The organism is Buchananella sp. 14KM1171 (assembly GCF_041380365.1).
Classification (GTDB): domain Bacteria; phylum Actinomycetota; class Actinomycetes; order Actinomycetales; family Actinomycetaceae; genus Buchananella; species Buchananella felis.
In genome coordinates this window covers 1,922,279-1,935,538 of sequence record NZ_CP159981.1, presented here as the reverse complement: position 1 = coordinate 1,935,538, position 13,260 = coordinate 1,922,279, and the positions used below count along the sequence as shown (strand labels likewise).

Sequence of the window (13,260 nt, the reverse complement as noted above, 5' to 3'; positions counted from 1 at the left end):
GCCAAGCGGCGCCTTCCTGGTGGGCCGGCACGCAGGCGCGGCCTGGCTGGGCAAACGGGCCGGGTGGACGACGTCGGCCACCCCCGCCACCCAGCAAAACGGCCGCGATTGCGGGCGGCCGGAATCAAATGTTGGTGCCTCGCGTTAGCGTGGGCGCATGCGAATCCTGCACACCTCGGACTGGCACGTGGGCCGCACCCTGCACGGGGCGAGCCTGGAGTCCGCGCACGCGCGCTTCTTCGACTGGCTAGTAGAAACGGTCAAACAAGAGGCGGTGGACGCGGTGATCGTGGCCGGGGACGTGTTTGACCGGGCAGTGCCGCCGCTGGAGGCCGTACAGCTGGTAGACCGGGTGATAACCGCGCTGTCTGCCCACGCGCGGGTGGTGCTCACACCCGGCAACCACGACTCTGCGCTGCGGTTGGGCTTTGGCCAGGACTGGAACGGCGAACGCGTAATAGTGCGCTCCCGAGTGGCCGATGTGGGCCAGCCGGTGGTACTGCCGAAGCCAGACGGTCAGGCCGGTGCCGTGCTATTCGCCCTGCCCTACCTGGACCCGGAGCTGGCGCGCGGCCAGCTGGCCCATGCCCTGGCCGGCCGGGAGGTGGCGCGCTCCCACGAGGGGGTGGTCGCCGCCGCCATGGAGATGGTGAGGGCAGGGCACGCGCGGGTGGATCAGGACCTACCCGTGGTGCTGGTGGCCCACGCCTTCGTGGCCGGGGGCAGGGCCAGCGATTCGGAGCGGGACATCAAGGTGGGCGGTGTGGACCTGGTGCCCAGCGAGGTGCTGGTGCCGCCCCAGGGCTGGCAGCCGGACTACGTGGCGCTGGGGCACCTGCATCGCGCGCAGTTCGTGGCCGGGCTGGACGGCGGCGACGGCGGCAGCGTCGTGCGCTACTCGGGCTCGCCGGTGGCCTTCTCCTTCAGCGAGGCCGAGGACCAAAAGAGCGTCACGATCGTTGAGCTCGATAAGCGAGGAGCTGGAGTGAAGATTCGGGTCCTGTCTACTCCGGTGGAGCGGCCCTTAGCGGTACTAACTGGGCAACTTGCAGAGCTGCTGGGGCCGGCCTACGCCCCGTTCCGGGAGCACTACGTGAGCGTCGAGGTCACCGATCGGGTGCGTCCTGCGGAACTGGTAACCCGAGTAAAGGCCGTCTTCCCCTGGGCGCTTTCCACCCAGCACAAACCCGTGGACGCCCTCAGCCAGAGTCAGGTAGACCTGGCCTCCCGCCGGGCCAGCCGCGCGCAGTCCAACCCGGTGGATGTGGTGGGTGAGTTCATTGCCGCAGTAACCGGGCGCGGGGCTGACGCGGAAATAGTGTCCGTGATCAGGGAGAGTTACGAGTCGGTGCGCTCCAGGAAGGCGGGAACCAAGTGAGAATCCACCGCCTGGAGTTTCAAGCAATCGGCCCGTTCCCGGGCCACCACGACATCGACTTCGACTCCCTGAGCCAGGCCGGGCTGTTCCTGCTCACCGGGCAGACCGGCGCCGGCAAGTCCACCATCATCGACGCGATCGTCTTTGGGCTCTACGGCAGCCTGGCCGGCGCCAACTCCGATCCCGCCCGCCTGCGCTGCAAGCTGGCCGAGGGCACAGTGCCCAGCTTCGTGGAGCTCACCTTCTCCACCGGTGCCGGCATCTACCGGCTGCGCCGCAGCCCGCAGTACGAGCGTCCCAAACAGCGCGGCACCGGCACCACCATCGAGAAGAGTTCGGTGGTGCTTACGCGCCTCAGCGAGGCCCAGCCGGGGGCAAGCGGTGAGCTGCTCAGCACCTCGCAGCAGGAGGTCGGTCGCCAGATGCTGGCCATCGTGGGGTTGTCCAAGGACCAGTTCACGCAAACGGCCGTGCTTCCGCAGGGCCAGTTCGCCGAATTCCTGCACGCCAAGCCAGAGGATCGACGCAAGGTATTGCAGCAGGTTTTCTCCACCGGCATCTACGAGGACCTGCAAACCGAACTCACCGAGCGCGCCAAGGCGGTGCGAGCCCAGGCGGACCAGTTAGCCACCCAGGTGCGGACCAAGATCGAGCTGGTGGCCGGCGCGGCGGGCCAAAAGGAAAACTGGCGAGGCTACGTCACCGGGCTGTTCGACTCTTCCCGCACCCTGGAGGCGGTGGAGGTGTGCGCGGGCCTGGTGGCAGACTCCGGCGCTACCGCGCGCGCACTCGAGCACAGGGAGCGGCAGGCCAAGCGGGCCAAGCAGGCGGCCGACGCGGCCCTGAGCGCCGGGCAGCAGACCCAGCAGCGCAAGCTCCGCATCAGTGAACTGAACGCACACAGGCAAGCCCTAGTTGAACGCGCCCAGCAGATCGCCGGCCAGCGGGGCCAACTCGATTCGCACCGAAGAGCCCTGCCCGTCTTCCAAGCAGACCAGACGCACTCCAACGACCGCGCCCTCCTGCCAGCTGCCCAAGAGTCTTGGCAAGAGGCGCAGGCAGCAGCGCTGTTAGCCCTTTCCGAAGTGGGGATCGAGCAGCCGGATTCCACCGGCTCTGCAACTGACAGTGCACAGCAGCTGGGACAGTTGCGGGACGCGGCCGTGGGCCGCCACGGCTCCCTGGAAAACGCGCAGCAGCTGGAGGAAGCACTGCCACGGCTAACCCAGCAGGTGGCGCAGGCAACCGCAGCAGTAGAGAACGCCAAGGCTGCCTACCAGCAGGCCGCCCAAACCGTCGCCGCCCTGCCCGCCAAGACTAAGAAGTGCGAGGAGGAGCTTGGCCAGGCGAACGCCCAAGCCGCCCTGCTGGGGCAAGCCCAACTGGAGGTAAGTGAACTCGAAAACGCACAAAAACTAGCCGACCAGCACGCCAAGGCGCTCGCAGCACTGCAGCAGGCCGATTCCAGCGTCGAAAGCGCGCTGGTGGCCCTGGAATCGGCACGCCGCAACCAGCAACACACCCTGGGAGCGTGGCTAGCGGGCTCCGCCAGCGCGCTAGCCCAGCAGCTCCAAGACGGCAAACCCTGCCTGGTGTGTGGCTCCACGGAGCACCCAGCCCCAGCCAGCGGTCAGAGCGGTGCGGCCGGAGTCAGCGAGGAGGAAGTAAACGCCGCCGCGCAGCGCTCCGAACAGGCCGCCTCCGCGCACAGCGCGGCACTGGCAAAACAGGCCGCCTGCTTGGAGAAGGTCCAGGAGCTGGCCGGGCAACTAGCCGGCGTGGAGCTTGACTCCCTGGCCTCACGGCTGGAAGGAGCCAAGGCCGCGCTGGGCGAGGCGCAGCAGGCCGGCCAGCGCGTCACCACCCTGCGGCAGGAGGAGCAGGAGCTACGCGACCAGCACTCTGCACTAACCGAGCGACTGCACCAGCTAGAGATAGACATCCAAACCCGCACCTCCGAGCTCGCATTTGCTGAAGACAGCCGCGCGACCGCCGTCAAGAGCGTGCAGGAGGCGCGTGGCCAGGCCCAAAGCGTCTCAGCAATCCGCGCCGAATTGCTGGCGGCCGCCAGCGAGGCAGAAGCTGCATTGGCGCTGCACAAGGCCTGGCAGGATGCCACCGCACAGGCCGAGCGCAGCCAGGAGGCAGTGGCACAGGCATTGGCCGCCTCGGGCTTCGCCACCGTGGAAGGGGCACTCGCTGTAGTACTGCCCGCAGAGCGGGCCAGCCAGTTAGAGACAGAGCTACAGCAGTACGACACGGACCTCTTGAAGGCCGAAACCGCCCTCAATCAACCAGAACTCGTTGCCGCCGCCGCCCAACCGGCACCCGACCTGGAGAGCCTCCAGGCCGACGCTCAAGCCGCAGCGGACCAAGCAGACGCGGCGGTTTCCGCCGCCGCCACAGCGGCGGACGCTGCCGGGAGAGTCGCCACCGCCTACTTGGCCCTCCGGGAAGCAACCGAGCAGCACCAAAAGGCCGTGGCCGGGGCGCGGGCCCTGCTGTTCGTCGCCGCCGCCGTGGCCGGCGGCGGGGCAAACCAAAAACAGATCCCCCTGGCCTCCTTCGTGCTGCTCTCCCGCTTCGACGAGGTCCTGGCGGCCGCCAACCCGCGCATCCTGTCCATCTCCAACGGGCGCTACGAGCTGGTGCGCACAGACGACGAAGGCGGCCAGCGCGCCCGCCTGGGCGGGCTGGGGCTGGCGGTCATCGACCACCACACGCGAGACGACGCGCAGCGCAGCCCGCGCACCCTCAGCGGCGGCGAGACCTTCTACGTCTCCCTCGCCCTGGCGCTGGCGCTGGCCGAGGTGGTGCGCCAGGAGGCCGGCGGGGTGGAGATCTCCACCCTCTTCATCGACGAGGGATTCGGCTCCCTGGACGCCGAGACCCTGGACGAGGTAATGGACCAGATCGGGGCACTACGCGAGGGCGGGCGCGCCGTCGGGCTGGTCAGCCACGTCGCGGAGATGGCCCAGCGCATCCCCGACGGCATCAAGGTGAGGCGCTCCCCCCAGGGCTCCACCCTCAGCGTCACTGCGAGGTAGAGCGTTGGGGCGCGCCCACAGATGCGGGCGCGCCCCGCAAACAAGATTCCGCCCCAGCGGATGAGGTACGGAAACAAGACAAGTCGACCTCCCGATCCAGGATAGGAGGCAGCCTGCGAACAGTCGCCTTTCAGCTCTCTCCCTCGCGATAAGTGGCGTGTTTTTCACCCAACGCAATGTTTTGTCACCCCTAAAAGCCCGCACCTACCGAGCCGACCATTACGCGGCACCTCCAGCACACCGTCAGTAAACAGTTTGGGTTGGGCAGGTAATTCCAAGCTGGCCGTTTTTGCTAGCTTTGCAAATTCCGCTGCAAAGGAATCCACCTCTGCCCAGTCCGTGTAGTCCACCCGCACTCCCTGACCGTGTGGCTTGCCGGTGTGATCTAACATCACTCCCAGCGCCCACCGGTCAAGCCCGCAGTACATGTTAAGGTTGAGTTCACCGCCAAACAGGCGCACCACCGTCGGTCGCCACGGCGTGGAAGCTAGGAACTTGCGGATGTACGGGTTGGACTAAACAGGGGTCTTGCCTGGAATCATGGCAGACAGGCTCACCCCCAGAAACGCAGTGGTCAGTTGATTCAGTCATACCGCGTGCTGACGCGCAAAGCGCTTAAGCTGCGGAGTGTAAAAGCCGAACCGACCCAGCCAGGATCACTGCGTCCACCGCCGGGTCCAGGTCACGCACCACAGAAACAGGCCGTATCTCTACTTGCACACTGGCAAGTTCTAACCCCACAGCCACCCTATGCAGAATGCGGGCAGTGTGACCGAAGCAGGAGGAGCGAAGAGCCAGGATCCTCATGTGCGTCCTTTGGTGGACCTGGCGCCACAGTTGGAACAGCGTCAGTGCAGCGCGGTGCCGAACGCCTGCGATTATTTCCGCTCAGCACCCCGATCCGGCTGACCAGCCGTCATCTCGCCAGTTTTCCCCGCAATTTCAACACCAAGGGCCCACACACGATGACGAAGCTTCGCCAGATAGACCCTCCTGAGTGCCGGTTCCCGCCATGTTTTGTACCCTTGCCCTGCACAAAATGCGCGCTCCCCCACACCCGGGTTGGAACGGCACTCGCGATGCGGGATCACTCACCACACACGAGCCACGCACCTCTAAACTAACTCTTCCCAAAATGATGATCTGGGTGTGGCGTGCTGGCGTATGGAACGGGTTGAGGTCTTCGATTAATGCGAGTCGTAACACCGTCGACGCGACAGGCCTCAACGTGCCCAGCGCTACATTCTCTGCGCCAGATCTGACCACTTTTGCCTGAGGTTACGCTCCCAGCACCCTCAAACCCGCAAACCATCAACCCCTTATTTCCTGCGGTTATCAATGAAGGTTATTAAGAGGCGTCCTTGAGTTTTAGCGTGTCTAGCTAGGGCGACTGCTGGATATTTTGAGATAATTCGTGTGCGACAAAGCAGATTCTTCAAAAGAATAATCTGTCGTGATGAACTATAGCGCACGGTTGAGTGTGGGCCATTTCGCCGATCTGATTGCTTGGACCAAAGAAGAGGTGGAGGCTCAGTACAATCCGCAACGCGGCGCGGACGCATTTCATATACTCGCGGCACGACCTATCCCAAGCCCGTATCGGCAAGTTAATTGGCGTGCCACAGTCCAAAATCAGTCGGGCTGCGCGCGCTTAACGGCTTGATCGTCCAGGCCTCGGATGTATGGCTGTCCACCGCAGAAGAGATCGACCCGCGTCAGCCCTACATGCTGGACGGCACTCTTTCGCCTTATTGAACCTGAAAGGGCCAGTATGCTCTCTACAGTCGCAGGCATCGGCGCACCGGACTAAACTGGCAAGGTTCTAGCTAGCTTGGATGGCAAGCTAGCATGGACTTGAGGACCCGCTACCTGGCAGCGTGCATGACGTGCGCGCTCTAGATATCTCGAGCCCGGCAGACCCGACTCATGCAACTATAGCCACCGAGCACTGCCAATCCTTTTTGATTACTAAAGTTGCACGAGCCAGATGAACTCAGCGTACAATATTGAGATTGGGGTATGCGGCTTTGATGCGCCCCCATGGAGCGGCAAACTGACCCGTCTCGGTACCACCCACTACAATACCTCGAGGAAGTGCTGCACCATTTACTTTCCCATAAAACGGGCCGCCAGAATCGCCGTTGAGTGAACCGTTGTTGGAAAGCCGTGTTAACACGTATGTACAGTAACCGTACTCGTCACAGAAGCCAGAGTTCAGACTTACCGCAGAGTGACCACAACGCTCACCGGCTGCGGCACCGGAAGTGCAGTAATTTCCACCAAGACCGGGGCTGCCCCCTGGACCACCTATGGTCATTGCACTGCCATCGTTAGCTGGCCCTCCATACAATGCGCCCCCATACGAACTGCCCCCAAGCAGCGCTAAGTCGAATGTTGGGGACGGAGCCCTATTCACCATCCAACCAAACGAGTGTCCGCCCAGTTCGCTATACCATTGACTATTCGCAGCGCCGCAATGTGCTGCCGTAAGCTGATACCTTTGACTTCCGCCGTTTGCTACTGCCCAACCACTCGTACACTTCGAGGTGCCGCTTTTTATGCTAGCCCCTGCCCAGTGAGGCGGGCTATCGCTTTAGCGTGAAAACCGCTCAACTCGCTCTCCATCAACAATGGAGTACTTGACATCGCCGAGTAGCTGAAAAGCTACGCCTCGATCGACCTTGCCCACGATTACGAACAAGTCTTTTCGCGCATCATACTCGGCAATGAAACCACTTGAACCGGGAGCTTTCGCCAACTCACTTAGCTTAGAGTGTATAAAGTCAATATCTTCCTTGCTGTATTCAGAGTCCAGTACCTCAATCTTGGAGCCATTACCGTCCCTGACATCACCATTCGCCTCGTCAGCATATTTTCTTGCAATCAGATTTCCCGAATCGTCAAGGAAGTACCCGGCAATGAAGTCATATTCTACCTCTGGCATTTTTTGTGCTTCACCCTCAAGTGCTGTCGCAACAGACTCTGCAGCAACGTCTCCGCCCTCTGATGTGAACAGGTTGGCGTTATTGCTCCCTTCGAATGCAGATTCTGATTCATCGGGAAGGGCGGTACTCGGCTCGGAGGGCAGGTGTAGATGCCCCATCGCAACCGTGGGTGAGAGGGCGACTGCAAATAACGCAGCGACGATAGCTACGCTTCGACGCTTCTTCATGATGGCCCCTTTGATTGAAGGTACGTCTTTTGACGATGGTAACTATTGAGAACAGCATGTCAAGAGGCCGACGAGACTCATCTCAGGTGCCCGTGAAAGTGGTTCGGTGCGTCATCCGGGTACTGCCCGCGAGAGTCGCGGATCGTGGTGGGCATGGGGAGTGGGGTGTTAGTGCTGGCCAGGGCTGAGATCACCATGAAGTACGCGGGGGCGTATGCCAAGGCGTCGAAGAAGGGCAAAGGGAGGATACTGGACGAGGTGTGCGTGGTGACCGGTTGGAGTCGGGATAACGCCAGGCGACGCCTGAGGGCGGTGGCCAAGCGCCCTCCTGGTGCAGGAAAGCCTCAGCCGCGTGCCCAGGCGCGTTAGTACTCCGACGACGCGTTGAAGGTCTTACAGCGCGTGAGGGCGGCCAGCGGCGGGCGGTTGGCCTCATCAGTCACGTTGCAGAGATGGCCCAACGTATCCCCGACGGCATCAAGGTCACGCGCTCTCGCACTGGCTCCACCCTCACCGTCACCGCCGGGTAGTCCCGACCGACTGTGGCAACCCCACCCGGAGCGGCTGCTACAAGCATCCCGACCATTACCCAAGGCCCTTCATGCCGGGCTCTCCGCACTGGGGGAGGGAGTCAGTGGGAACTGCGGCATGGTGGTAGCGCCCCGAACCCAAGGTTATGAAGCTTAGGGCGGTTTATTTGCACGTCCTAAACCCGCCTAACCTTGATAAACTCAGTGCATGGATCCCATCCGAAACCCATACTCCCCCAGCGCTGGAGCCCAGCCAACCGAGCTGGTGGGACGCCACGAGCAGATCAACGCATTCGAGATCCTGTTGGGCCGCATCGCTCGCGGACGCCCCCAACAGTCGATGATCATCACCGGCCTACGCGGCGTGGGAAAGACGGTGCTCCTGGGCAGGTTTCGGGAGATTGCCTTTAGGGAGAACTGGATCGCAGTCGAGTTGGAGGCTTCAAAGCACGACGAATCGACCTTCCGTTCCAGGATCGGAGCCAGCCTGCGCACAGTCCTCTACCAGCTCTCCCCTCGCGACAAGTGGAGCGACAGGCTCAAGGCAGTTGCGAGCCTACTGACCTCCTTTTCTTTGTCAGTGGACCCGGACGGCAACGTACGAGCCGGTGTAGATGTAAAGCCGGAATCGATCTGGGAAGGCGGAAGCGACCTTTCCATAGACCTCACCGAAATACTGCTAAACGTGGGCCGTGCCGCTCAGGAACACAAGCGCGCAGTTGTCTTACTGATTGACGAGCTTCAGTTCCTCCAGGGACACCAACTCGAAGCACTTATCTCTGCCCTCCACCGCGTTGTTCAGCACGGGCTTCCACTAACCATGTGCGCTGCGGGACTGCCTCAAATCGCAGAGCGCGCCGGTGACGCTAAATCCTACGCCGAGCGGCTTTTCAACTTCGTTTCCCTCGGAAACCTCAGCCCAGAAGAGGCCAAGAACGCCATTCGCATTCCTGCGGCGGAGGAGGGCGTCCACTTTGAGGAAGACGCTTTGGAGCTGATTGCGGACATCACTGAGGGCTACCCGTTCTTCGTGCAAGAACTGGGCTCCGCAGTCTGGACCGTGGCAGAAGGAGACACGGTGACCGCCAAAGACGTGGAGGCCGCTCGCGAGTTGTACCAAGCGAAGCTAGATGGATCCTTCTTCCGTGTCAGACTCGACCGGACAACTGATCTGCAACGCGCCTACCTGCGCGCAATGGCCGAGCTTGGCTCCGCCCCGGCACAGTCGTCCGAGATTGCCGCCAAGATGGGGCGCACCTCGCAAAACGTCGCTCCGGTCCGTGCGGAACTGATCAATATGGGCCTTCTCTACACACCCCAGCATGGGATGGCCGCGTTCACAGTCCCACAATTCGACCAGTTCTTGCTACGTGCAATTCCGGTGCTTGAGGTCCCCCCCCTCAGGAAGCGAAAGCACTAGTCGGCGTCTCGCGCCGCCGCCTCAACGTAGGGATTCGGGCGTGAATCGGCAGGGCGAAGAAGGAGGTATCGAGTCTCCTCTACCCCGCAGCGCCGGGAACCGTGCCGGCCTCCGTTGCGCAAACGGTTGAGGGGTTACCCGACCTATTGAGCCCCTAGTGCACCTATTGAGCGGTTAATGCACCTTCTGAGGGATTACCGGGCCGGGTAAGTACTCGGAAGGTGCACTAACCCCACGACAGGTCGCAAAACCCCTCGACAGGTGCACTAACCCCTCAACCGGTTGCGCACACCCGTGCCCATGGCCCCACCCCGGGCGGGCTGCGAGTGCAGCAGCCGGCCCACAGCCCGGCCAGTCACCCCTGCGCCAGGCGGGAGCGCTCGGTGGAGTCGTACCAGGACAGCACGTGCTCGGCCAGCAACCCGTCGGCTTCCTCGTCTGCCTCCCCACCCGGCGCGGCCGCAAGCAGAGCGCGGGCCGCTGCCACGGCGGCGCGGGCGGCAACGTCGTCCACGTCATCGGCGTAGAAGGAGTCCACGTGCTTCCATGCCACCGGCTTTGTAAGCAGAAGCGCGCCAACGTACAAGTCGGTGCGGTCTTCCACCTCAGCAAGGGCGGCGGCCGGAACGTCGGCTGCCACCACCACCCGGACGTCGGCGCCTTCTTCCAGCAGCTTCACCGAGTGCAAGGCGGCGCAGTCCAGGGCAATCGCCTCCAACTCTTCGTCGTGGTCCCCGGGGAAGGCGGCGCGCAGATCGTCGGTGATGGCGTATGCCACCTCGCCGGTCAGGTGGTCGGCTTGCAGGCTGCGCGCGGTGGCGGGAATGTAGACGAACATGCCCCCTAGTGTGCCCCAGCCCCCGATTGCCAGGCTCATGCCGGGCCGGGAGGATTAGAGGTAGGGCAAAGAGCCACGAACATTAAGAGTTCTCTCATGAACCCCTGAATGAGGTCTCATGCGAGCGCAGTTAACTACCGGTAGGAGGTGAGGAAACACCATGACTACTCGAACCGAAGGTTTCCGACTGGGGGCGCTGCTGGTGGCTATCGCGCTGGGTGCGGTCGCCCTGTTCGCGGGGTACCACGCGCTCGCCGCACTGCCGTCTCAGGACTCTGAGCAGCCCGCGATCTCCCTGGAGAAGGAAACGGACAAGACCGTAAAGCCCAGCGCCACGCCGTCGGCGACCGCGTCGCCCTCCGCGTCCGCGACCGCCAGCCAGGTGCCCTCTACCGCCCCGGTAGCGAGCTACCCGGCGTCCGACTCCGCCACCGGCACCGGCTCCACCGGGGGATCCGCCGGTAACTCCCAGCAGGACACCAACACCAGCGGGCAGGCACCGGCCAACCAGCCGCCCGTTGTCATCGCCCCGGCTCCCCCGGTGGACCTGGATGACGACGCAGATGACGTCGACGACGCCTACGAGGTGGATGACGACGTGGACGACGCCGACTCCCCCGACGACAACGACTAGGCCCGCCTCCCGCGAGGCCAAGATCCCCTGGGGCTGGAATGACCAGCCCCAGGGGATCTGCTTTTGCCCGCCGCGCCAGCCGGCCGGCGCCCGCGCGGAGCCGGCGCGGCGCGAGGCGGTTTAGGTGAGGCGGTAGCCCATACCCCGCACGGTCTCGAAGCGTTCCTTGCCGAGCTTGCCGCGCAGGTAGGAGACGTAGACGTCCACGACGTTGGAGCCGGGGTCGAAGTCGAAGCCCCACACGGTGTTGAGCAGCTGCTCGCGGGAGAGCACCTGGCCGGGGTTGCGCAGGAACGTCTCTGCGAGCGTGAACTCGCGGGCGGAGAGGTCCACCCACTTGCCGTCCACCTGGGCGCGCCTGGTGCGCAGGTCCAGGGTCAATCCGTTGTGGGAGAGCTGGGAGACGTCGCTGGTGGGGGTCTCGGTGCGCAGGCGCAGGCGGATGCGCACCAGCAGCTCCTCGAAGGAGAAGGGCTTGGGCATGTAGTCGTCTGCGCCGCCGGACAGGCCGGCCACGCGGTCCGCCACGGAGGTGCGGGCGGTCAACATGATGACCGGGGTGTTGACGCCCTGCCCACGCAGGCGCTCCAGTACCTCGAAACCGTCGATGTCGGGCAGGCCCACGTCCAGGACGATCAGGTCCGCGCCCTCCTCGACGGCCATGAAAACGCCTTCTTCCCCCGACCCGGTGGTGCGGGGGGTGAATCCGGCTGCGCGCAGGCCTTTGGCGATGAATCCTGCGATGCGTTCCTCATCCTCGATTACCAGGATGGTGCTCAAGGCTGGGGTCCTTCCGTTGAGATTGGGACGTCGAGTGGTAAGACCATGGTGAAGGTTGAGCCCACGCCGGGCTGGGAGGAAATATCCAGCTTGCCGTGGTGAGCCCGCACTATGGAATCGACGATACTCAATCCGAGGCCGGAGCCATGGGCGTGTAGGTGTGCTTGATCCCCGCGCGCGAACCGTTGGGTGACTCGCTCGATGTCTTGGGGCGAAATCCCTACCCCTTCGTCGCGCACCCACATGCGAAGCTGGCCGCTCTCCACTGCCGAGCCGAGCGTGACCTCGCTTCCAGGCTGGGAGTATTTCACGGCGTTGTTTACCAGCTGGAGCCATGCCTGGGTGATGCGGGAGGCGTCCAGCAGGTGCTCCACCTCGGCCACCTTGGCCAGCTGCCACTTGCGTTCCCCGAGCGCCACGGACTTGGTGAACACCTGCTCGGTCAGGCCGGCCACGTCGGTGTGGACGGGGGTGACGAAGTCGCTCTGCCCGGACTTGGCCAGCACCAGGATGTCGTTGACCAGCCCGGCCATGCGGTCCAGTTCGTCGATGGAGAGGTCGCGCACTTCCATCACGTCGTTGGCGTCGCTGGGGTCCACCAGTTCCAGGTGGCCGCGCACCACGGTGATGGGGGTGCGCAGTTCGTGGCCGACGTCGTCCAGCAGGTCCCGCTGCGCGTTGACCGAGCTCTCTACCCGGTCGAGCATGCGGTTGAAGGCGGTGGCCAGGGCCCCCAGGTCGTCGGCGCTGCGGACGGGCACGCGGCTGGTGAGGTCGGTTTCGTCGATGCTTTCCGCTGCCGATCTGAGTTCCCCGATTGGTTTGAGGAGACGACGCACCACCGGCCAGGCGGCCCCGACCACCAGTGCGAGGGTGGCCGCCGCTGCGCTGGCGAACATGAGCATGGCGTGGCGCAGGTCCTTGGTGGCCTGCCCGAAGTCGACCACGTGCAGGAGCGCCGCGGTCTGGTTTGCCTTCACGACGGGGACCACCAGGATCTTGTAGGTGGTCTTGGGGGTGGTGACGGTCTCGATCCGGCTGGTGGTCCCGATCACCAGGGGCGCCACGTGGGCCATGAGGACGGCGTCGTCCTCTGGGCGCAGCTCGACTGCGGGCGGGGCCACGAACCGCAGCACGCCGTCCACAAAACCGGCCTCGCCCTCCGTTGGGCCGAGCACCTGGGTGCTGAGGTGTTGGCGCAGCAGCTGGACGGGGTCCTCGAAGGGCTTGCCCGTCTCGAGGTCCAGGCCCGTGGCGGCCAGCTGGGTGAGCTGGCTGCGCACCCGCTCTAGGTGCGAGTGGGTGGTGGCGTGAATGCTGCGCTCCTGCAACGCCGCCAGCAGGGTGCCGGAGATCGCCACGGCCACGCCAGCCACCAGCACCATGGCCCACATGATGCGGGTGTGGATGGACGACTTTTGGGCAACCTTCTGGGCACTCACTAGGTCAGCATATGGGCGC

At 63.9% G+C, this 13,260-nt stretch carries 9 protein-coding genes; 4 read left to right on the top strand and 5 right to left on the bottom strand.

Annotation, left to right across the window (positions count from 1 at the left end; translation table 11 throughout):
* Positions 1 to 157 precede the first annotated feature (157 nt).
* Positions 158 to 1,378, top strand: coding sequence for an exonuclease SbcCD subunit D (locus ABYF38_RS07440; protein ID WP_371151755.1), 1,221 nt, complete (start codon positions 158 to 160; stop codon positions 1,376 to 1,378).
* The gene (locus tag ABYF38_RS07435) at positions 1,375 to 4,425 is read left to right on the top strand and encodes an AAA family ATPase (protein ID WP_371151754.1); all 3,051 of its coding nucleotides are present in this window, start codon (positions 1,375 to 1,377) and stop codon (positions 4,423 to 4,425) included. The genes ABYF38_RS07440 and ABYF38_RS07435 overlap by 4 nt, the downstream gene beginning before the upstream one ends.
* 164 nt (positions 4,426 to 4,589) lie before the next feature.
* On the opposite strand, the gene ABYF38_RS07430 is transcribed toward ABYF38_RS07435, so the two are convergent.
* Both ABYF38_RS07430 and ABYF38_RS07425 read right to left on the bottom strand, forming a co-directional pair.
* Positions 4,590 to 4,889, bottom strand: a complete 300-nt coding sequence (locus ABYF38_RS07430) for a hypothetical protein (RefSeq protein WP_371151753.1) — start codon at positions 4,887 to 4,889, stop codon at positions 4,590 to 4,592.
* A gap of 2,129 nt (positions 4,890 to 7,018) precedes the next feature.
* On the bottom strand, positions 7,019 to 7,597 hold the full coding sequence (locus tag ABYF38_RS07425) for a hypothetical protein (protein WP_371151752.1): 579 nt from the start codon (positions 7,595 to 7,597) through the stop codon (positions 7,019 to 7,021).
* A 738-nt stretch (positions 7,598 to 8,335) separates the two neighbouring features.
* Between ABYF38_RS07425 and ABYF38_RS07420 the strand changes: the two genes are divergently transcribed.
* Positions 8,336 to 9,547: an ATP-binding protein gene (locus ABYF38_RS07420; RefSeq protein ID WP_371151751.1), complete on the top strand. Its 1,212-nt coding sequence runs from the start codon at positions 8,336 to 8,338 to the stop codon at positions 9,545 to 9,547.
* A gap of 355 nt (positions 9,548 to 9,902) precedes the next feature.
* Here ABYF38_RS07420 and ABYF38_RS07415 read toward each other — a convergent pair whose 3' ends face one another.
* Positions 9,903 to 10,385: a DUF6912 family protein gene (locus ABYF38_RS07415; protein WP_371151750.1), complete on the bottom strand. Its 483-nt coding sequence runs from the start codon at positions 10,383 to 10,385 to the stop codon at positions 9,903 to 9,905.
* Positions 10,386 to 10,545: 160 nt separating this feature from the next.
* On the opposite strand from ABYF38_RS07415, the gene ABYF38_RS07410 reads away from it, so the two are divergent.
* Positions 10,546 to 11,019, top strand: coding sequence for a hypothetical protein (locus tag ABYF38_RS07410; RefSeq protein WP_371151749.1), 474 nt, complete (start codon positions 10,546 to 10,548; stop codon positions 11,017 to 11,019).
* A 120-nt stretch (positions 11,020 to 11,139) separates the two neighbouring features.
* On the opposite strand, the gene ABYF38_RS07405 is transcribed toward ABYF38_RS07410, so the two are convergent.
* Complete coding sequence (locus tag ABYF38_RS07405; RefSeq protein WP_371151748.1) at positions 11,140 to 11,799, bottom strand: response regulator transcription factor; 660 nt, start codon at positions 11,797 to 11,799, stop codon at positions 11,140 to 11,142.
* The gene (locus ABYF38_RS07400; protein ID WP_371151747.1) at positions 11,796 to 13,241 is read right to left on the bottom strand and encodes a sensor histidine kinase; all 1,446 of its coding nucleotides are present in this window, start codon (positions 13,239 to 13,241) and stop codon (positions 11,796 to 11,798) included. Before ABYF38_RS07400 ends, ABYF38_RS07405 begins: the two co-directional genes overlap by 4 nt.
* Positions 13,242 to 13,260: the final 19 nt, after the last annotated feature.